Origin of the sequence: Flavobacterium sp. Leaf359 (assembly GCF_001423985.1) — a bacterium.
Taxonomy (GTDB): Bacteria; Bacteroidota; Bacteroidia; order Flavobacteriales; family Flavobacteriaceae; genus Flavobacterium; species Flavobacterium lindanitolerans.
This window is the reverse complement of record NZ_LMPW01000012.1, coordinates 88,973-111,686: the sequence shown is the minus strand read 5'-3', so window position 1 is coordinate 111,686 and position 22,714 is coordinate 88,973. Positions and strand designations below refer to the sequence as shown.

Genomic DNA, 22,714 nt, shown 5'->3' with positions numbered 1-22,714 from the left:
TTATTAGCGATATTTTCATGTATTGGGACGCCGTATTTATAAAAAAGCATAACTCCGGTTTCTTGTTATTATTATACGCTGATTATTTGTTGAATAAATAGTATTTTTGCAATCCATTTTTATACAGGATATGAGTTTTCAAAAAGAAATAGAAAGAAGAAGAACTTTTGGGATTATTTCGCATCCCGATGCCGGAAAAACAACACTGACTGAAAAATTACTTTTGTTTGGAGGAGCGATTCAGGAAGCCGGAGCCGTAAAAAACAATAAAATTAAGAAAGGTGCCACTTCCGACTTTATGGAAATTGAGCGCCAGAGAGGAATTTCGGTTTCGACCTCGGTTTTGGCTTTCAACTATAAGGATAAAAAAATCAATATTCTCGATACGCCGGGACACAAGGATTTTGCGGAAGACACTTATAGAACGCTTACTGCAGTTGACAGTGTTATTGTTGTTATTGACGTGGCAAAAGGGGTTGAGGAACAGACAGAGAAATTAGTTGCTGTTTGCCGAATGAGAAATATCCCGATGATTGTTTTCATCAACAAATTAGACCGCGAAGGAAAAGATGCTTTCGACCTGATGGACGAAGTGGAGCAAAAATTAGGATTGACGGTTACTCCGTTGAGTTTCCCAATTGGAATGGGGTATGATTTTCAGGGAATCTATAACCTGTGGGAGAAAAACATCAATCTTTTTAGTGGCGACAGCCGTAAAAACATTGAAGAAACCATTGCTTTTTCTGATGTCCAGAATCCTGAACTGGAAAAAATCATCGGCCAAAAACCGGCAGATAAACTGCGTGAGGAACTGGAACTGATTGAAGAAGTTTATCCAAGCTTTAACAGGGAGGCCTATCTTGAAGGAAAACTACAGCCTGTATTTTTTGGTTCTGCCCTGAATAACTTCGGAGTTCGTGAGCTTTTGGATTGCTTTATAGAAATTGCACCTTCGCCAAGACCGAAAGAATCAGAAACAAGATTGGTTGACCCTTACGAAAGTAAAATGTCGGGATTTGTATTTAAAATACACGCCAATATGGACCCAAAACACAGGGACAGACTGGCTTTTGTCAAAATCGTATCGGGTACTTTTGAAAGAAACAAGCCTTATTTGCATGTACGCCAGAATAAAACTTTAAAATTCTCAAGTCCGAATGCTTTCTTTGCCGAGAAAAAAGAAATTGTCGATATCTCTTATCCGGGTGACATTGTAGGTCTGCACGATACCGGGAATTTTAAAATTGGTGACACCTTAACGGAAGGCGAATTGATGAGCTTTAAGGGAATTCCTAGTTTTTCGCCGGAACATTTCCGTTATATCAACAATGCCGATCCGTTGAAATCGAAACAGCTTGAAAAAGGAATTGACCAGCTGATGGATGAAGGTGTAGCCCAGCTTTTCACTTTGGAAATGAACAACAGAAAAGTAATCGGGACCGTGGGAGCTTTGCAGTATGAAGTTATCCAATACAGATTGGAGCATGAATACGGGGCTAAATGTTCGTATGAAAACTTTCCGGTACATAAAGCATGCTGGGTAAAACCTGATGATGCCCGAAATGAAGAGTTTAAGGAGTTCAAACGTATCAAGCAAAAGTTTTTGGCCCATGACAAATACGGGCAATTGGTATTTCTTGCCGATTCTGATTTTACTATCCAGATGACACAAAACAAATACCCAACCGTGAAATTGTTTTTTACTTCAGAATTTGATTAATCCAAAAACATCAATAAAAAAAGGCTGTACAATGTACAGCCTTTTTGTTTTTGAGCTTCTAACAATTAAGCCTTTTTCGCTTTTCCTTTAATAAAAGTGTAACCTAAAACCACTCCTGCCAAAAGCATTGGCACGATATAATCGTTGATTGGCGCTGGCGTTACATCCTCATCCTCTGGTGCTTCAGTTGGATCTTGTGCGAAAGATGCCGTGCTTAGGAATAACAAAAGCAACAGGCTCGATATTTTTGTTGTAATTGAGTTTTTCATATCTGACGGGGTAATATTAGTAAACAATTTTTTTGTTGGCAGTTCCATTTTCAGCCGTAGTAATTTTCACTACCAAAACCTGGTTTGCAATAGGAAGATTCGCTATTACTGCTGATGAAGCGTCGATATTATTTTTGGTATAAATCAGACGGCCGCTCATATCGTAAAGCTCAATGTTTTCCATAACATAGTTTCCGGAATTGATAACCAAAGAACCGTTTTGTTTGTATGCTACAATATTATTAGAAGAAATTGTAGGCACTTTAACACCAAGTGCTGCTCTGTAAACTATCTCAAAACGATTGTTAAACACTCCTGTTTCAGACGCAAATGAATAAGCACCTGATTTAAGATTATGAAGTTGTCCTGTCGTATTATCTTTTAAGAAAACTTCCTGGCTGCCCGCAAAAAGTCCATCAACATGATCAATTGCAATAGTATAGTTTCCTGCAACATCTGTTTTAAAGCTCATTGGAACCACATCATCAGATGTAAAAGGAAGACTTCTTCCCTGAATTGCAAATTCCTTGTTTTCGATATAAGAAGTGAATGCGATGGCACTATCATTAAAGTAGCTACCTTCAATACCATAATCAACACCTGAAGTAGCACCTGTCATATAACCTAATAAAGTCTGACCTACAACCTCTGTTCCGTTAGAAAGATTCAACCATATTCTGTGTCTTTCTACTTCGGTTGTATTTGCATTTCTAAAAAATGCACCTCCGGTAGTTGCTGAACGAAGCGCATTGCTAAAATTCAATGTATTTTGAGTCGCTCCCGATTTCACTTTTACGAAGAATCCTTGTCCGGCATTGATTACACCATTTGGGTTAAGAGCTGCTGCTTCCGGCTGGGCACTTGTTACTCCCATTCCTGTTGAAGTAGCGTAACCGCTACCTGAAGCTCCGTTTCTTTTTCTCCAGAACCAGATTGTTCCGTCAATTGCATCTGAGTTAGAAGAAAACAATTGAGCAATTGAAATTGCAGATGGATACGGGTTTCCAACAAGATTGAAACCTGTATTTGCATTTGAAAGTGCCACGTTTACACTTTGGTTATATGGAACACCTGTAAATTCTGCATTGATAACAGTTCCAGGATTACCTGCAACATAAGCCGGATGTGAGTCCGGAGTTCTGATCAGGTATCCTTTTCCTGATTCAAAATTATAAGACCCTTCACTTTGCGTTGGAAAAACAGCTTCGTAATCACCATTTGTACCCGTAGCAGTGTTGTATGTATAAAACCTGTTGGAAAGCGTTGCTGAAGAAAAACCTTTCAGATTTTGCCCGATTAATGGAGACGACCATAAAGTGTAGTCAAAACGGTATAACGGATTACTGTTTCTTTTTACCTTGATTGATCCTGTATTGGCTACAGCATTTGTCTGAATCAGATTCGCATTATTCTCTACAATAAAGTTGCTTGAAGCCGCATTGTTTACAATTGCATTTTCAACAGTTACCGAAGTTCCTGATGCCACTGTAAATATTCCTGAATTTACCGTAAGCGATTTAGCTGTAAATGCCCCTTGTGGCGCAGCTGCACCCGTAGAGTAATTTCCTGCTATAATAGCGTCAAGGGAAGATGTTGGTGTTCCGTTTGACCAGGCCGTTCCATCCCAGGTTGTTGAAGTTGGAGCAGTACCAATAGATGCCGGAACCGCATTATAGACAACCACATCGTCAACAAAAATATTTGCAGCATTGGAAGTACTACTAATCCCTATAAATGTTGTACTGTTAACATTAGATCCGCTAGACAGTCCACCCAAGGCAATATCGTTACCAATTAAAACCCCGTCAATATACAAATCATGTTTTTGAACGGCTACACTCGCAGGTGAACCATTATATGTATAATTAATTACACCACTGGATTTATTGTTACCAATAATCTCAACCGTATGAACATCCAGTTGCGTCAAAGAAGTCACAGTTAGTCCTGTAGTGACCCAGTTAGAACCTTGTCTTGAAGTGATACTTACATTCCCTGCTCCATTATATGTAAATCGAATACCCATACATACTGCAGCACTACTTAAATCATTCGCATCAGAATACATCGAACCAGATCCTTGATAAAAGGACCAGCTTCCTGTAGCAGCTGCGGCAGTAGCAGTAGAATTCCCAAATATCACTTTAAAAGAAGTATAAAACTCCGTGCTTCCGGCATATCCTACCATAGGAGAAAATTTTGCAACTGAACCTGAACTAGATGCCGTTCCTCTTACATAACTTCCATCAGTCCCTAAAGGATTTGTTCCATTCAACAGACTAATTGGAGCATTAGGTGCTGTCGCCCCTCCTCTTACCCAAGTAGTTCCGGAAGTTGGATTAGGTATAATACCTGTAGATCCTGTTTGTGATGTGTGGTTTGCTGTTCCAGTACCAAAGTTTTGAACTGAAGTTTGCCCCCATACTCCATTAAAAAATAATCCAAACACCAAAACCATCAGTGTCCGTAAGGATGTAAATAGTAAAGTTTTTTTCATTATAAATTTGTTTTTCACAAAGTTAAGAATTCGTTAATAAAATATTAAACAAACGCATTATCTTTTTGTTAAGAATTAACATTTTATGTTATTCATCGAAACTAATTGTGTTTTAAACGATAACAAAAAATATTTTTAACAATAAAATTCTTTATAGAAATTTAAAAATTTACTTTTCAATAACTTTTTTACAACAAAAAAGCCTCCCGAAGGAGGCTTTTCATTTTACCAATAAAAATTGATTATTGATTCTTCAATAGTTTAACCATCTTAGACTTGTTACCTGCAGATACTTCTAACAAATAAGATCCTGCCGGCAAATGAGACATATCAATCTGTGTTTCATTTGCATTTACTGATTTAGTAATCAGCTGCTGACCTACCATATTGTAAAGCTTAAGACCTGTTATGGCTTCGCTGTAAGATACAGTTAAAATATTGTTTACTGGGTTTGGATAGTACTTAAAGTTCGTATTGTCGAAACCGTCTACTTTAAGTGCCGTACCAGCCTGTATTGCTACTCTTTGAATACTTTCGCAACCACCTACTGTTTGTGAAGCATAGTAAGTAGTTCCAGAAACTATTGGAGTTGTAGCTGGCAATACGTTTCCAGCTGCACTTGAGTCATACCAGATAATTCCAGTACCATTCACAGTCAAACTTGCCAATGTTGCACCAGCAGGGAAATCTTGTGGAGAAGTAGCTGTTGGAGCTGGAGTAACCGTTACAGTTACATTTAACGTTTGAGTTGTAGCACATTGTCCTGCAGTTGGCGTAAACACATAAGCTCCACTAGCCGTATTACTGATTGTTGCAGGACTCCATGTTCCTGTAACTCCATTTGGAGAAGTTGTTGCCAATGTTGGAGCTGTTGAGCCCTGACAAATATCTGCAATTGGTGCAAAGTTAGGAACAGTCTGTGGAGTAATAACCACATTCAACGTTTGGGTTGTAGCACATTGCCCGGCAGTTGGTGTGAAAACATAACTTCCGTTTGCACTCATATTAACCGTTGCAGGAGACCATGTTCCTGTAATTCCGTTTGGAGAAGTCGTAGCAAGTATTGGAGCCGTAGATGACTGACAAATTGTTCCAATTTCAGCAAAGTTAGGAGTAACAGTTGGCGTAACAGTTACCAAAGTACTGTCTGTTGAAGAACAGGTTCCAATAGTAGCAGTGGCTGTATATGTTGTGTTACCAACAGGTTTCACATATATTCTTCCTGCTGCACTACCGGCTACGTATGGAATTGTACCTGCTGCGTCAGTAAACAAGTCACCTGTTCCAGTTGATGTCCAGGTAATTGCAGGAGCAATTATTTCAAACGTAACATCATTTCTAGAGCTATAAGTAAAACTTGAAGTTCCAACAAATGCATCTATTGCTGTACCAGTCACATTATCTGCTCTATAGAAAATAGTACTTACAAAAGTTGTAGGGCTATGTTTAGCCGTGTTATAAGTAGTACTATTACCTCCGTTATTATTGCTATAGTTCATTTCAATAATTAAGTTATCAGTACCGTTCCAGGTAAAAGGAGCGTCTAACACAAAATTATTCAAGCCTACAACCGGAGTATAGTTAGCAGCAGCCTTAACCGTTGTCATACCCGCCTCCCATGAAGTAGCTGTAGCAAAACTTGCTGTAGCAGAGTTTTTCATTTTTACAACAAGATTGTTAAGTGCATAAGTAGTATTGGCTGTAGCTAAATCTAATTTTATAGCACTAATCTGCGTATTAGGAATAAAGCCTAAAGCCGTCAATTCAGCTGCAGTATAAATCCACTGTTGTTTTGTACCACCATAATATGCCTGGAATGGATTTGGACCTAATGTTGCATTAGTAGCGTTAGTACCTGAAGTAGCAGCTCCCGTTCCGGAAACAAGAGTTGGTGAGGTAGGCACACCTGACACTGTCAATTGCTGTACACTTCCGGCGCAAACTGCAGGCGCATCAGGCGTCACAGTAATTGCAGGAGGAGTTGTATTTACAGTAACGTTCACTGTTGCGGTATTAGAACATCCACTTGTAGTGTTGGTTGCAGTAAGCGTGTATGCAGTAGTTGCCGAAGAAGTGAATGTCCATCCTGAACCAGCATTTCCGGAAACACCTGTAGAAGGCGACCATACATACGTATCATAATCTGAAGCACCAGCAGTAATTGTTACAGCTGTAGTAGCAACACCTCCACAAACCGCGGCCGGGTTTCCACTCAATGTAAGAGCCGGAGCAGTTGTTACTGTAGCAACAACAGGAACTCTTGGCGAAGAACAGATTGACTGTCCGTTAATTATAAATTTAGGTCTGAAATTAGTTGTACCGCTTACATCCGTTTCAGCTAACATCGCTGCAGGAGTAACACTATCTCTCTGTCTGTAAGCCGATGCTACGAATCCTACATCATCTACTTTCAAAGAACTATTTGAAGAAGTTGTAGCGCTTGGAACACTACTCCATGAAATAGTAACAAGAATGTTAGAACTACCGTCCCAGTTAAACACTGAAGATGAACCTGCACCTGTTCCAAAAGCTAATGTATTCACTGTGTTAGCTACTGGTGTAAATCCACCATTGGTTCCGGTTCCAGCGTATACTTGCACCAATCCTGAGTTAATAAAAGTAGTTGTAGGAGCTGTCGTTGCTGTTGTATTTGCCAATTGTACAGTAAATCCTTGGTAAGCCTGACCTGAAGTTGTAGGTTCAAATCCTAAACTAGTAAAGTTAGACGTTCCTGAAAATCCAGCGGCAATCAATTCAGAAGCTCTGATAATATACTGAGTCTTGGTTCCTCCCCAGCTTCCAGGGAAGAAAGATTGTCCTGCAGTAGTTGAATTTGTTGCTCCGGCTCCTAATGTATTAGCTGCAGGAGGAGTAGACACTTCAGCAGCAACATAATAGGTTGTTGTTGCAGAAATAGATGGAGTTGTAAAGGTATTTCCTGTAGCTACCGGAGCACCTCCAGCAGCAGCTGCATACCAATTGATAGTAGCACCTGCACTTGGTGTAGCTGCTAGCTGAACAGTTCCCGTACCACAACGTGTAGCCGGCGTATTTGTCGCTACCTGATGTGTGAAAACAATATGCACAGGAGTTGAAGTTCCTGTAGCTGGTCCCGCAGAACATGTCACTACGCACTCATAATATGTAGCTACCGTTGGCACTACAGTCAATGTAGGCGTGGTTGCCCCGACAATGTCGTTATAAACAGTTCCGTCTGTAGAACTTTTCCATTGATACGTAACACCTGAACCAGAAATTGCATTTTGCAGACTTAATGCTACAGAAGCACCAGCGCAAATTGTAGTAGCAGAAGCTACAGTATTTCCTGGATTTGGAGTACCACTACAAGCATTAGAATCTGCAAAAGAAACATAGCCTGTGAAATTAGCGGCAGAAATAGGCAGATTGGACTGAGTAGTATTAGGAGCTCCCGCCGTTCCAGCTGCATAAGTGGCAACGCTACCAAAAGCATTTGTGTAAACACCTGCGGGAGTTAACGCCTGAACAGGGATACTTGTGCTCACAATTGAAGCATCTCCCAATCTTACATTCATATCAGTAATTGTACCTGACATTAAAGGAATTTCCCATCTTCTTGTTGCAGACAAATTAAGTAAGCTTACGTCTGCTGTACCTGTATTAGAATCAAAAGCTTCTGCTTTAAAGTTAGAAACCGCAGTAGTAGCCGGAGCTAACCAAATTGGCGCATAAGCAGCTTTTCCTACAGGGAAATATTGGTAAGTAGTATTTGAGTTACCGCTGATTATAGTTCTGGCCAACGGACCATTTACATAAGCTGTTGCACTTCCTCCTGTTAATGTTCCACCAGCAGTAGCTGTCCCTAACGTTAATAAATTAACGTTAGTCGTATTAACTTTTCCGCTTGTAAGCGTTAATGTACCACTAATAGAAAGAGGAACATCTAAAGTTAAACCAGTTGCACTAGAATTATTAACTGTCAAAGAGGTCAAGTTGGCAGTAGTAGTCGTTGCTGAATTTCTGAAAACACCTGCTCCGGAAATAGTCTGAGCATTTGTAGAAACTACAGCAGCGCCATTATAATCATTGATACTTAAAGTACTTCCTGCTGTTAGAGTACCATTATTAATAAGGTTTCCAGCTAAATGGTGTGTACTTCCCATTTGATAATCACCGGAAATAATATTCAGATTACCTTTAATTGGCACAGTAGAAGTTGTTCTCACAAATCTGTTTGTCCCGATAGTCCCAGCATCTACAGTAACATTTCCTAAACCGTAAATAAAACTTCCCGGGAAAAGGTATACATAAAATCCGTTACTTCCTGTAGTACTACTATCATTAGATATACCATCTCCAAATTTGAAAGTATGGTTAGCTCCAGCTGAATTATATGCACCACCTTGTGAAATTCTCAACGAATAGGTTGAAGTACTTGAACTTTGAGGAGGATCGACAATAGTAATCGTACCACCTGTAAGACTTAGGTTAGCTACAGCATTTGCAGTAATATTCAAGATATTTGTTCCAGAAGCCACAGAGTTAGCAGCATTTCCGCCATCATTACCGTCAATATTGATATTTCCACCACTTTGATTGAAAGTAGATCCTCCATTATGAACCATGTTACCGAAAACATTTACAGTTCCCGATGTAACAGTCATAACCCCATTATTTGCAAAAGTACGGTTATTTGCTCCTGCAGCAGAAAGGTTAATTGTACCTCCTCCAACAGTAAGCGTAGCGCTTGCTCCATTTGTGATACCTGTAGTACTTGCTCCTGTAACACTTAAGCTACCGCCAGTAACACTCATTATGTTGTTATTTGTAACAGTACCTGAAGCTGCCAAAATACCACCTGAAATATTTACGGTACCGCTATTTGTAAGGCTTGTAAAATTAAGACTTCCGGTTGCCGCATTCAAAGTACCTCCTGTTGCTACGGTCAAACCTGTAATAGTATTTGTTCCGTCTAAAGCTACAGTCGTGTTATTTGCTATTGTTACAACATCAGTAGCACCTGGCACTGCATTCTTATTCCATGTAGCTGGCGTAGTCCAGTTTCCATTAGCAACAGAAATAAATGGAATATCAGAAGATGCAACACCTACATATAAAGGAGCAGACAATAAATCAGTCTGAGATACTGTAATTCTTTGCGCTCCTGGAGTTGTTGTACCATTTTGGTGCGCTCCTCCTATTGCCGCATTAGCAAACATAACTCTTGCATTTCCATTCACTAATGCAGGAAATGCATTTTGCGCGAATAAAACCACAGTATATGAGCTTGAACTAATAGGTGTTCCTTCATTTGAAACTACCCAGTTTCCATTATATCTTTCGTTTACGGTATAAGCTCCGTCTGCAACGGTCAAACCTGAAGTAATACCAGAAGCATCATTATATATTACTGCCAATTCACCGGCTACAGCACCTGTTGCGTTGGTTCTCGTAATGTACATTGCTCTACTGTCACCAGCAGCATTGATAAACGGATATCTACTTGCCGTTCCTGTAGGATCTGATCCCGCAGAAATACCTGTTCCTGTTGCAGCAGCCGTCCACCATCTTGAAAACTTAGCTCCTGACAAGAATCCTGTACCTACTGGTGCAGTCAAAGTATTACCAGCAGCAGCATTACCAAAAGTCATTTTATTTGTACCCAAATTAATTCTGGCTCCTGTAAGGTTTAGGTTATAAGCCACCTTTACATTATTGATAAGCCAATTAATGTTTGGTGTGGCCGTTGCAGTATTGCTGAACGTCAGGTTTCTGATAACACCTGTATTAAATGTTCCAGAACCATTCACCGTTTGCACAGCCGTTCCACTTAATGTTAAGTTACCAGCTGTAGTTGCACCGACGGACACATCAATCACACCATTGTTAGTAATATTTCCGGCAACAGTCAATGTTTTTCCTGTAGTTCCGTTAAAAACGTTTACAACCCCACCTGATGCTACTGTTAGATTATTGCCTACCGTAAAATTGGTTGGTGTAGTTCCATAAGCTAAAGTTCCTTCAACGGAAAGATTGTTTATAGACAAACCGGTTGCATCAACCGTTACTGTTGTTCCTGCAGAAACTACCGCATTGTCAAAAGAATTCGGAACGCTTCCTGCATCCCAGGTTGCCGCTGAATTCCAGTTTCCTGTTGTAATAGATGTAAAAGTGCCCGGAGGATTTGTTGCCTGAACAGCATCTAAGTTTGTACTTTTACCTCCTTCACTAATGGCATAAATACGCCATGAGTAGGTAGTACTTGGAGTTAATCCAGTTGCATTGTAGGTAGTAGTTCCTACGTTTACAGTACCTGCCAGTGTATAAGTAGCACCCCCATCAGAAGATCTTAAAATTATATATTTTACTACATCAATATTAGGGGAAGATTCAGCCCAATTCAATGTCATATTGCCTCCTCCAACATTTGAAAAAGATAAAAATGTAGGCGGTGGAATAACAGTAGCTAGTGCATTCCCCGGATTTCCCGGAGGTATAAACTGATAAACTCTTCTGCTTCCATCAGCAGCTGAATCCAGATTGGCAATAGCTCCTAAAGCGGCTACAGCCGGATTGGCAGCATATGGATTCGTTACAGAAACAGTATTACCGGCATATAAAACCGAAGCAAAAGCACCTGTTGCAGACCCTGTATAGAAACCAATAGAAGGGGATTTGTTTCCGGCACCAACATCTACAGCCGACATACTTCCGTAAACATATTCTACATTACCTTTTTCATAAAGTCGTATCTGCCATGTTGAATTTCCTGACATTGCCGAACTTGTATAGAAAAGCTGCATATTAACGAACTCTACAACCAAAACTCGGTTAGGTGCCGTACCTGATACTTTATAATGAACTTTTCCTGAAGTCTGACCTGTTCTTAAATCAGCATTAAAAGCTGAAAGTCTTGGAGAAGTGGCCGAACCTCCATTTATGCTATAAGTATTGGTTGGCGCAGCTGTTGATCCCAATTGCAAGATTCCGTCTTCCTGAACCGAAAACTGGGTAAACCTGTTTCCCATAAAATGAAAGTCGAATCCAATATTGGTAACAGCCGAAACGGCTGCGTCAAGACCAGCACCTACCAGCTGTGTGGTTCCTGTACTCATATCAACGGCTCCGCCATTCATATCAAGTGCCAGTGAACCTGTAGTGGAAGTGGCAAACGTGTAATTTGCCGAGTTCTGGGCCCAAACTGAATGATTCATAGCCATCAACATGACTATCAAAAACAAGCTAATCCAAGAAGGCCTAGCTCCGCGAGAAATAGAATCAGGCCGGGGGTCAGCCAAATTCCCAATCCCTTTTCTGAGTTTAGAGGTTTTTCTAAAACTCGAAAGAGTGTAATAATTCATCATAGTTTAAGTAAATTGATTAAAAATAAAGTAAGAACATCTGTTAATTGAATCCCACATTATAGGACAGAACAAAAGACCCTCAAAGAAATTGATAAATTCCTTAAAATATCTTCCGTAATTTGCATAAAAAAATGCGATTCAAACAACGCGGAAAATTAATATAATATTTAACACAAAATTAATATTTAAAGAAAAAATTTATGAACAGCAATAAAACTACCAGACATAAGCAACAAAAAACCTTTTTTTAAACACTTTTAGCAACGAAATTAACCATTAACACTATTGCAACAAATGCATAACTTTTAGAGAAGTTTTACCGATTTTATTATTTAAAAAATTATTTAGACAATTTTTTCTTACAAAAAAACTCTAACCTTTTATCCAAGACATAAAAAAGCCCTCCATCGCTAATTTGAAAAAGGAAGAAGAGCATTACTTATTTAAAATCTTTATTCTTGATGGTCTAACCAAAAAGACCTGCGCAACTCAATAAAAGTAAAACCATAAACACAAAAAATCTGACAATGGAATTGCCTGACAGCATTGTATCATCATTACGACCAACAGCATTCGATTCTTTATACAAAATCTTCATCCCAAATAAATTTAATACATTAACTTCTAATCTTAGGGGAAATTAGCTGGCGTGTGGTAGTATTTGCAGTATTTGTAATGAAATTTTAATTCTCAGATAAACTTAGAGAAACTGTTACCGAAAAAAAAATAAACCCGATAAAGTTCAATAAAAAACGTTGAAGTAGTATTTGTTTTAATAAGAAAAGCAATAAATCCCTCTAAATCAAGGCGACTTATATATCCATCATAGCGTATATTATTTATACTACACATAATGATAGAATTTACATGCAAATTTACATTCTATTCTTTTGTGTAGTTCATATTATTTTTTTTCATATTAAGTTTGAAAAAATAGAAACAAATATAGTCCATTAATCAATCTAGACTTTCAATATCTTAATTCTATAATAGTAAAGAAATTATATTTGAAAAAACATATACATATACTACTGGAGTAACTCGAAAATCCTTAAAAGAGTAGAGATTATTTTTTATTTATATACTATGAGAAATTTTTTTTTATCAGCCAGTACAATTATTTTTTTAACTACAACTTTATTCTTTACATCATGTAGTGAGGAGAACGAGAATTCAGAAATGAAGTCAAAAAACGAACTCAACGATACTTCTTCACAACATTTCAGAACATCTTCAAGTAACTTTAACACTCTCAAAAATCGTCAATCAGTTGAAAAATTATCTCGTGATTTTGTAAATATTGAAAACACTATTCTTAAAATCCAAAAACCTGCAATCGAATTCATAAAAAGTAAAGGCGTTGATATTTCAAACATTGACAATCTTATTGCATTTTATGAAAGTTGTGAAGAGTGTAATGATAAATATCGTGATGCAATAATACCTTTATTAAAAGATTTAAGCCGTGCAAATGATGATAAAGTTTTAGATATACTTGTAAAGTACTCATATAATATTGACAAATTAAATTTAGATGAAGTTGATAAAAATAATTTAAAATTTATGGTAAATTCAATGATTGTAGGAACAAATAACAGCCTACTAATTAATAGCGGCTATGAAAATTTACCTATAATTTTTAGAGATAACCAATATATAACTTTTGGTTTCTGGGATTGCTTAAGACAAACCGGAGGCAAAGCAATTGGAAGAGGATTGGCAACGGGTATGATAACAGGATGTATAGGAGGAGCCATTGCAGGCGGCACTGTTGGCACAGTAACTGTCCCTGTACTCGGTACGGCAACTGGCGCTGTTGGCGGTTGCATATTTGGCGGAGCTGCTGGAGCTGTAACTGGTGCCGTAACTGGAGCAATATGGGCAGCTGTTGATTGCATTTAATAATTTGTATCATGAAAAACAAAATAAAGTTTCCTTTATTTATTTTTATTTCAGTAGTATTCTTTTTAGTAATGAATGGTAAACTTACTTACCAATATTCGGACTTAAATAATTTCAAATTATATTTAAAATTCTTAGTAAGTTTATTATTTGGCTATATTTTAATTTATCATTTATTCATCTTTAAACAAGAGTAAGCGAAAAAGTAGTTAGTAGAAATGGTCTTTCAACAAAATTCATTCAGGACTGCTTCATCTTGAAAGTTGATTTTGGAACTAAAAACTAACATTATACAAAAATCATTTAGGCAATAACATACCGCTTTCCCTTTAAAGAGTTAACTTTTACAAAATAAAAAAGCCTCCTGAAATTCAGGAGGCTTTTTTTGTTTATGCTTGTCCGGCAGGACCAAAATTTAGAGGAATTGGAGGTTGTTCCGTATCTTTTATTTCGCCATGGGCGCTTTCATAACGGTGGATATTCTCTCCTATAGCCTTTAATAATCTTTTGGCATGCTGCGGTGTCAAAACGATTCTAGATTTCACTTTTGCCTTTGGAATTCCCGGCATGATGCTTACGAAATCCAATACAAATTCTGAAGCTGAATGGTTAATGATAGCCAAATTGGAATAAATTCCTTCGGCCGTTTTTTCATCCAATTCAATATTAATCTGACCTTGTGGTTGTTTTGAATCGCTCATATCTTAATAATTATATTCTTCTTTTGCAGCCATTAGCTCATTGTATTCTTCTTTAGAACCTACAATTACATTATCGTAATCTCTCATACCTGTACCAGCAGGGATTCTGTGTCCAACGATAACATTTTCTTTAAGTCCTTCAAGCATGTCTACTTTTCCAGCAACAGCAGCTTCGTTCAATACTTTAGTTGTTTCCTGGAACGATGCTGCAGAGATGAATGATTTAGTCTGCAACGAAGCTCTGGTAATACCCTGTAACACCGGAGTTGCAGTAGCCGTGATAACGTCTCTTGCTACAACCTGATTCTTATCCGTACGCTTCAATAGTGAGTTTTCGTCACGTAATTGGCGAGGAGAAACGATCTGTCCCGGTTTAAGGTTTTCAGAATCACCAGCATCTTCTACTACTTTCATACCATACAACTTATCATTTTCATAGATAAAGTCTTTAGTATGGATAAGTTGATCTTCAAGGAACAATGTATCTCCCGGATCCTGAACCTGAACTTTACGCATCATCTGGCGGATTACAACTTCAAAGTGCTTGTCGTTGATTTTTACCCCTTGCAGACGGTAAACTTCCTGAATTTCATTTACAAGATATTGCTGTACTGCTGATGGTCCCTGAATTCTCAAGATATCGTCAGGAGTAATTGCTCCGTCAGACAATGGCATACCTGCTTTTACGAAGTCGTTTTCCTGTACAAGAATCTGGCTGGAAAGTTTTACAAGATATTTCTTGATTTCGCCAAATTTAGACTCGATTACGATTTCACGGTTACCTCTCTTGATCTTACCAAATGAAACAACACCGTCAATTTCAGAAACAACAGCCGGGTTCGAAGGATTACGAGCTTCTAACAACTCGGTAATTCTTGGAAGACCTCCGGTGATATCTCCTGCTTTTGAAGAACGACGTGGTATTTTTACTAAAACTTTACCTGCTTTAATCTTCTCACCGTTTTCAACCATCAGGTGGGCACCCACCGGCAAGTTGTAAGAACGGATCAATTCGCCGTCTTTACCGTAAATTAATAAAGTAGGAATCAATTTCTTGTTTCTTCCTTCAGAAATTACTTTCTCCTGGAAACCTGTCTGCTCGTCGATTTCAACCTGGTATGACTGTCCTTGCTCTAAATCTTCATAGGCTACTTTACCTGTGAATTCAGAGATGATAACCCCGTTATATGGATCCCATTTACAGATAGTCGTTCCTTTTTCAACAACGTCACCATCTTTAACAAAGATGCTTGAACCGTAAGGAATGTTATGTGTATTAAGAACAATACCTGTCTTAACATCTATCAATTTTAATTCTGTTGAACGAGAAATCACAATATCAGTAGTATTTCCTTCAAGATCTTCTCCTTTAACAGTTTTAAGATCTTCGATTTCAAGACGACCGCTGAATTTTGTAGTGATGCTTGATTCTTCAGAAAGACCTCCAGCAACCCCTCCAACGTGGAATGTACGAAGCGTTAACTGTGTACCTGGCTCACCAATTGACTGTGCTGCAATTACACCAACAGCCTCACCCTTTTGGGTCATTTTTCCGGTTGCCAAGTTTCTTCCGTAACATTTAGCACAAATTCCTTTGTCTGCTTCACATGTTAATGGCGAACGAACTTCCACTTTTTCAATTGGCGATTCGTCAATCAATTTAACAACAGCTTCTGTAATTTGTTCACCAGCTGCAACCAAAACTTCGCTGGTAAGCGGGTTGATTACATCTTGTAAAGCTACACGTCCTAAGATTCTTTCTCCAAGAGTTTCAACAATCTCTTCATTTTTTTTCAATGCTCCTACTTCAACACCTCTCAACGTACCGCAATCTTCTGTGTTTACGATAACGTCCTGAGAAACGTCGTGTAATCTTCTTGTCAAGTAACCCGCATCCGCCGTTTTCAAAGCGGTATCCGCAAGACCTTTACGAGCACCGTGAGTAGAGATAAAGTACTCAAGGATGGAAAGACCTTCTTTAAAGTTAGACAAAATCGGGTTCTCGATAATTTCACCACCACCGGCAGTCGATTTTTTAGGCTTAGCCATCAATCCACGCATACCGGTCAGCTGACGAATCTGCTCTTTAGAACCCCTCGCCCCAGAGTCAAGCATCATATACACAGAGTTGAATCCTTGCTGATCTTCTCTAATGTTTTTCATTGCTAATTCTGTAAGCAAAGCATTGGTTGAAGTCCACACGTCAATAACCTGGTTGTAACGTTCGTTATTGGTGATAAGACCCATGTTATAGTTCATTGAGATACCTTCTACCTGTTCGTTGGCATCATCAATTAATGATTGTTTTTGATCTGGAATTTTGATATCTCCCAAGCTGAATGACAGACCTCCGCGGAAGGCGAATCTGTAACCCATATCTTTCATATTATCAAGGAAGGCAGCAGTTGTAGGTACATCTGTTACACTTAAAATTCCACCAATAATATCTCTTAACGATTTTTTGGTCAATACCTGGTTGATATATCCGGCTGCTTCAGGAACTACTTCGTTGAAAAGTACACGTCCTGCAGTAGTCTGGATGATTTTATAAACCAATTCTCCATTTTCATTGAAATCTTTAGCTCTGATTTTCACTCGGGCGTTTAATTCCAATCTTCCTTCATTCAAGGCAATGTTTACTTCTTCAGCAGAGTAGAATGTCAATCCTTCACCCAAAATTTTGTGATCTGGAGTAGACAAACGCTCTTTGGTCATGTAGTACAGACCCAAAACCATGTCCTGAGAAGGTACCGTAATTGGAGCACCGTTAGCAGGGTTCAAGATATTGTGAGAAGCCAACATCAACAATTGAGCTTCCAGGATAGCCTCTGGCCCAAGTGGCAAGTGAACTGCCATCTGGTCACCATCGAAATCCGCGTTAAATGCCGTACAAACCAATGGGTGAAGCTGAATTGCTTTTCCTTCGATTAGTTTTGGCTGGAACGCCTGGATACCCAATCTGTGCAATGTAGGAGCACGGTTCAGTAATACAGGGTGTCCTTTAATTACATTTTCAAGGATATCCCATACTACCGGTTCTTTTTTATCAATAATCTTCTTGGCAGATTTTACTGTTTTTACAATTCCTCTTTCAATCAGCTTGCGGATTACGAAAGGTTTGTAAAGTTCAGCTGCCATATCTTTTGGAAGACCGCATTCAAATAATTTCAATTCAGGTCCAACGACAATTACCGAACGGGCAGAATAATCCACACGTTTACCCAAAAGGTTTTGACGGAAACGTCCCTGCTTACCTTTCAAGGAATCAGAAAGTGATTTTAATGGTCTGTTAGATTCTGTTTTTACAGCAGAAGCTTTTCTTGTGTTATCGAATAACGAGTCAACAGATTCCTGCAACATACGTTTTTCGTTACGAAGGATTACTTCCGGAGCTTTAATTTCCATCAAACGCTTCAAACGGTTGTTACGGATGATTACTCTTCTGTACAAATCGTTCAAATCTGACGTTGCGAAACGACCACCATCAAGCGGCACCAACGGACGCAATTCTGGCGGGATAACCGGAACTACTTTCATGATCATCCATTCCGGACGGTTCTCACGGTTTTCGTTAGACTCACGGAATGATTCAACAACCTGAAGTCTCTTTAAAGCTTCAGTCTTACGTTGCTTAGAGGTTTCGTTGTTTGCAGAGTGTCTTAATTCGTATGACAATTCATCCAAATCAATTCTTGCCAACAAGTCCATGATACATTCAGCACCCATTTTGGCGATGAATTTGTTTGGATCGTTGTCATCTAAATATTGGTTTTCCATTGGAAGCGTATCTAAAATATTTAGATACTCTTCTTCTGTCAGGAAGTCCAATCTATGTAATGAATCTCCATCAGGACCTTTAGCGATACCTGGCTGGATTACTACATATCTTTCGTAGTAAATGATCATATCCAGTTTTTTAGACGGAAGTCCAAGGATATAACCAATTTTGTTTGGAAGTGAACGGAAATACCAGATGTGAGCAATTGGCACCACCAAATTGATGTGACCTACTCTATCTCTACGTACTTTCTTTTCAGTAACTTCCACACCACAACGGTCACAAACGATACCTTTGTAGCGGATTCTTTTATATTTACCACAAGCACATTCGAAATCTTTTACAGGACCGAAAATTCGTTCGCAGAAAAGACCGTCACGCTCTGGTTTGTGGGTTCTATAGTTGATAGTTTCCGGCTTCAAAACCTCACCTCTTGACTCAGCCAAGATAGATTCTGGAGAAGCTAATCCTATCGAAATTTTGTCAAACCTTTTAATTTGGTTTTTATCTTTATTTCTGTTCATCATAGTCTTTACTATTGATATTGTGATATTGAAAACCTTTTATTTGCTTAAAGCCCGGAGTTTAGGATGGATATCCTAAACTCCGGAACTAAAAACTATTCCTCTAATCTGATGTCTAATCCAAGACCTTTCAATTCGTGCATCAATACGTTGAACGATTCTGGTAATCCTGGTTCTGGCATAGTTTCACCCTTAACGATAGCTTCGTAAGTTTTAGCTCTACCAATAACGTCATCTGATTTAACAGTCAAAATTTCTCTAAGCGTGCTTGATGCACCGTAAGCTTCAAGAGCCCAAACCTCCATCTCTCCAAAACGCTGACCTCCGAATTGTGCTTTACCTCCAAGAGGCTGCTGAGTGATCAACGAGTATGGTCCGATAGAACGTGCGTGCATCTTGTCATCAACCATGTGTCCAAGTTTCAGCATATAGATAACTCCGACAGTTGCTGGCTGGTGGAAACGCTCACCTGTTCCTCCATCATAAAGGTAAGTATGTCCGAATCTTGGAATTCCGGCTTCGTCAGTCAATTTATTGATTTCATCCAAAGAAGCACCGTCGAAGATTGGAGTAGCGAATTTTCTACCCAATTTTTGTCCGGCCCATCCCAGTACTGTTTCATAAATCTGACCGATGTTCATACGTGAAGGTACCCCAAGTGGGTTCAATACGATATCAACTGGTGTTCCGTCTTCCAGGAAAGGCATATCTTCGTGACGAACGATTCTGGCAACAATACCTTTGTTACCGTGACGTCCTGCCATCTTATCCCCTACTTTCAGCTTACGTTTTTTAGCAATGTACACTTTTGCCAATTTCAAGATTCCGGCTGGTAACTCATCTCCAACAGTAATCGTGAATTTCTCTCTACGCAATGCACCCTGAAGATCGTTTAGCTTAATCTTATAGTTGTGGATCAAGTCGTTAACCATTTTATTGGTTTCGTCATCAGCAACCCACTGTCCTTTGCTTAAGTGTGCGAAATCTTCAACAGCATTTAACATTTTTTGAGTGTATTTCTTACCTTTTGGCAATACTTCTTCACCCAAATCATTCATAACTCCTTGCGAAGTTTTTCCGTTTACGATATTGAAAAGTTTGTCAACAAGCTTGTCTTTTAATTCAACAAATTTGGTTTCAAATTCCATTTCAAGAGCGGCCAAATCATCTTTGTCTTTACCTCTCTTACGTTTATCTTTTACCGCTCTCGCGAATAATTTTTTATCAAGAACCACACCGTGTAATGAAGGAGAAGCTTTCAATGAAGCATCTTTTACATCACCAGCCTTATCACCAAAGATTGCTCTTAAAAGTTTTTCTTCCGGTGTTGGGTCTGATTCTCCTTTTGGAGTGATTTTTCCAATCAGGATGTCGCCAGGTTTTACTTCGGCTCCAATTCTGATCATACCATTTTCATCTAAATCTTTGGTAGCTTCTTCTGAAACGTTTGGAATATCGTTCGTTAATTCTTCGTTACCCAGTTTAGTATCTCTAACCTCCAATGAATAATCATCGATATGGATAGAGGTGAAAATGTCATCACGAACCACTTTTTCAGAGATTACGATTGCATCCTCGAAGTTGTACCCTTTCCAAGGCATGAACGCTACTTTAAGGTTTCTACCTAAAGCAAGCTCACCATTTTGAGTTGCATAACCTTCTGAAAGCACCTGTCCTTTAACAACTCTGTCTCCTTTTCTTACGATAGGCTTCAGGTTGATTGAAGTACTCTGGTTGGTTTTTCTGAATTTGATCAAATTATAAGTTTTTTCATCCGGGTCAAAACTTACCATTCTTTCTTCATCAGTTCTGTCATATTTAATAGTGATGATATTAGCATCAACATATTCTACTGTTCCGTCACCTTCTGCATTAATCAAAACTCTGGAATCAGACGCTACCTGTCTTTCAAGACCTGTACCCACGATTGGAGCTTCCGGTCTTAATAAAGGAACCGCCTGACGCATCATGTTTGATCCCATCAACGCACGGTTCGCATCATCATGCTCCAGGAAAGGAATCAAAGATGCAGAAATCGAAGCAATCTGGTTTGGCGCAACGTCTGTATAGTGAACAACATTTGGTTCTACAACCGGGAAATCACCTTCTTCACGGGCAATTACCTTATCGGCAGTAATCTGTCCATCATCATTCATTTCGATGTTGGCCTGAGCAATCATCTTACCTTCTTCTTCCTCAGCACTCAAATAAACCGGTTCAGAAACCAAATCTACTTTTCCATCAGTCACCTTACGATAAGGAGTTTCGATGAATCCCATTCCGTTTACTTTTGCGTAAACCCCAAGAGAAGAAATCAAACCGATGTTTGGTCCTTCCGGTGTTTCAATAGGACATAAACGTCCGTAGTGCGTATAGTGAACGTCACGAACCTCGAAACCTGCTCTTTCTCTCGAAAGACCACCAGGTCCAAGGGCAGACAATCTTCTTTTGTGTGTAATCTCTGCCAATGGGTTTGTTTGGTCCATGAACTGAGATAACTGGTTTGTTCCAAAGAAAGAGTTGATAACTGATGATAATGTTTTGGCATTGATCAAGTCAATTGGTGTAAACACCTCGTTATCTCTAACGTTCATTCTCTCACGAATGGTTCTTGCCATACGAGCCAAACCAACACCGAATTGAGCTGAAAGCTGCTCGCCTACAGTTCTAACACGACGGTTTGACAAGTGATCGATATCATCAATCTCTGCTTTAGAGTTGATCAATTCGATCAGGTATTTAACGATAGTGATGATATCTTCTTTGGTCAAAACCTGTTTGTCCATAGGGATATCAAGATCTAATTTTTTGTTCATTCTGTAACGACCTACTTCACCTAAGTTGTAACGTTGGTCTGAGAAGAACAATTTATCAATAATGCCACGAGCCGTTTCTTCATCAGGCGGTTCTGCATTACGCAACTGACGGTAGATGTGCTCAACAGCTTCTTTTTCAGAGTTTGTCGGGTCTTTTTGCAAAGTGTTGTGGATGATAGCATAATCTCCCTGATTTGCATCTTCCTTATGCAATAAGATTGTTTTTACGTTGGCATCAATGATTTCTTCAACATTATCTTTATCGATAACTGTATCACGATCAAGGATGATTTCGTTACGCTCAATAGATACAACTTCTCCTGTATCCTCATCTACGAAATCTTCATGCCACGTATTCAAAACACGTGCAGCCAATCTTCGGCCAATGTATTTTTTAAGTCCTGTTTTTGATACCTTGATTTCTTCTGCAAGGTCAAAAATTTCAAGAATGTCTTTATCTCTTTCGAAACCAATCGCTCTGAACAGAGTTGTAACTGGTAATTTTTTCTTTCTATCGATATAAGCATACATTACGCTGTTGATATCGGTAGCAAATTCTATCCAGGAACCTTTAAAAGGAATTACTCTGGCAGAATATAATTTGGTTCCATTTGCGTGAAACGATTGTCCAAAGAAAACACCTGGTGATCTGTGTAATTGGGAAACAACAACACGTTCAGCACCATTGATAACAAATGTACCACTTGGCGTCATATAAGGAATTGTTCCAAGATAAACATCCTGTACAATAGTTTCAAAATCTTCGTGCTCTGGATCTGTACAATATAGCTTTAGCCTGGCTTTTAAAGGAACGCTATAAGTAAGTCCTCTTTCTATACATTCTTGAATGGTATAACGTGGTGGATCAACAAAGTAATCTAGGAATTCCAATACAAATTGATTTCTTGTATCTGTGATTGGAAAGTTCTCCATGAAGGTATTGTAAAGCCCTTCGTTGCCTCTTTCGTCAGATTTAGTTTCCAGTTGGAAAAAATCCTTAAAAGATTTTACCTGAATATCCAGGAAATCCGGATACTGAGGAATATTTTTTGTCGAGGCAAAATTCAATCTTTCAGTCTGATTTGTTATCATCAATGGACAAAATTTTGATTAAAAAAAAGTAGTTTTTTGTGTAAAACACTGTTTAATTATACTTTTCTTTTT

8 protein-coding genes are annotated in these 22,714 nt (G+C 38.8%); 2 read left to right on the top strand and 6 right to left on the bottom strand.

Translation table 11 applies throughout. The features are described 5' to 3' along the window. Positions 1 to 130 precede the first annotated feature (130 nt). Positions 131 to 1,720, top strand: a complete 1,590-nt coding sequence (locus tag ASG38_RS08810; RefSeq protein WP_056069343.1) for a peptide chain release factor 3 — start codon at positions 131 to 133, stop codon at positions 1,718 to 1,720. Between the two features lie 65 nt (positions 1,721 to 1,785). On the opposite strand, the gene ASG38_RS08805 is transcribed toward ASG38_RS08810, so the two are convergent. From ASG38_RS08805 to ASG38_RS08795, 3 genes are all read right to left on the bottom strand, one after another. After that, positions 1,786 to 1,989: a hypothetical protein gene (locus ASG38_RS08805; RefSeq protein ID WP_157486129.1), complete on the bottom strand. Its 204-nt coding sequence runs from the start codon at positions 1,987 to 1,989 to the stop codon at positions 1,786 to 1,788. Between the two features lie 16 nt (positions 1,990 to 2,005). Further along, positions 2,006 to 4,486, bottom strand: coding sequence for a T9SS sorting signal type C domain-containing protein (locus tag ASG38_RS08800; RefSeq protein ID WP_056069337.1), 2,481 nt, complete (start codon positions 4,484 to 4,486; stop codon positions 2,006 to 2,008). A gap of 242 nt (positions 4,487 to 4,728) precedes the next feature. Next, positions 4,729 to 11,679: a T9SS type A sorting domain-containing protein gene (locus tag ASG38_RS08795; protein ID WP_162239683.1), complete on the bottom strand. Its 6,951-nt coding sequence runs from the start codon at positions 11,677 to 11,679 to the stop codon at positions 4,729 to 4,731. A 1,236-nt stretch (positions 11,680 to 12,915) separates the two neighbouring features. On the opposite strand from ASG38_RS08795, the gene ASG38_RS08790 reads away from it, so the two are divergent. Next, complete coding sequence (locus ASG38_RS08790; RefSeq protein WP_056069332.1) at positions 12,916 to 13,731, top strand: hypothetical protein; 816 nt, start codon at positions 12,916 to 12,918, stop codon at positions 13,729 to 13,731. Positions 13,732 to 14,120: 389 nt separating this feature from the next. Here the strand turns inward: ASG38_RS08790 and ASG38_RS08780 are convergent, their stop codons facing one another. From ASG38_RS08780 to rpoB, 3 genes are all read right to left on the bottom strand, one after another. Next, positions 14,121 to 14,432: a DUF3467 domain-containing protein gene (locus tag ASG38_RS08780; protein WP_056069326.1), complete on the bottom strand. Its 312-nt coding sequence runs from the start codon at positions 14,430 to 14,432 to the stop codon at positions 14,121 to 14,123. A 3-nt stretch (positions 14,433 to 14,435) separates the two neighbouring features. After that, the gene (gene rpoC / locus ASG38_RS08775) at positions 14,436 to 18,737 is read right to left on the bottom strand and encodes a DNA-directed RNA polymerase subunit beta' (protein WP_056069319.1); all 4,302 of its coding nucleotides are present in this window, start codon (positions 18,735 to 18,737) and stop codon (positions 14,436 to 14,438) included. 92 nt (positions 18,738 to 18,829) lie between these two features. Next, positions 18,830 to 22,642, bottom strand: coding sequence for a DNA-directed RNA polymerase subunit beta (gene rpoB / locus ASG38_RS08770; protein WP_056069315.1), 3,813 nt, complete (start codon positions 22,640 to 22,642; stop codon positions 18,830 to 18,832). Between the last annotated feature and the right edge of the window lie 72 nt (positions 22,643 to 22,714).

Excerpts from the sequence above, each read along its gene's own strand:
- ASG38_RS08810 (WP_056069343.1), top strand. The coding sequence starts at position 131 with ATGAGTTTTCAAAAAGAAATAGAAAGAAGAAGAACTTTTGGGATTATT.
- ASG38_RS08805 (WP_157486129.1), bottom strand. The coding sequence starts at position 1,989 with ATGAAAAACTCAATTACAACAAAAATATCGAGCCTGTTGCTTTTGTTA.
- ASG38_RS08800 (WP_056069337.1), bottom strand. The coding sequence starts at position 4,486 with ATGAAAAAAACTTTACTATTTACATCCTTACGGACACTGATGGTTTTG.
- ASG38_RS08795 (WP_162239683.1), bottom strand. The coding sequence starts at position 11,679 with ATGAATCATTCAGTTTGGGCCCAGAACTCGGCAAATTACACGTTTGCC.
- ASG38_RS08790 (WP_056069332.1), top strand. The coding sequence starts at position 12,916 with ATGAGAAATTTTTTTTTATCAGCCAGTACAATTATTTTTTTAACTACA.
- ASG38_RS08780 (WP_056069326.1), bottom strand. The coding sequence starts at position 14,432 with ATGAGCGATTCAAAACAACCACAAGGTCAGATTAATATTGAATTGGAT.
- rpoC (WP_056069319.1), bottom strand. The coding sequence starts at position 18,737 with ATGATGAACAGAAATAAAGATAAAAACCAAATTAAAAGGTTTGACAAA.
- rpoB (WP_056069315.1), bottom strand. The coding sequence starts at position 22,642 with ATGATAACAAATCAGACTGAAAGATTGAATTTTGCCTCGACAAAAAAT.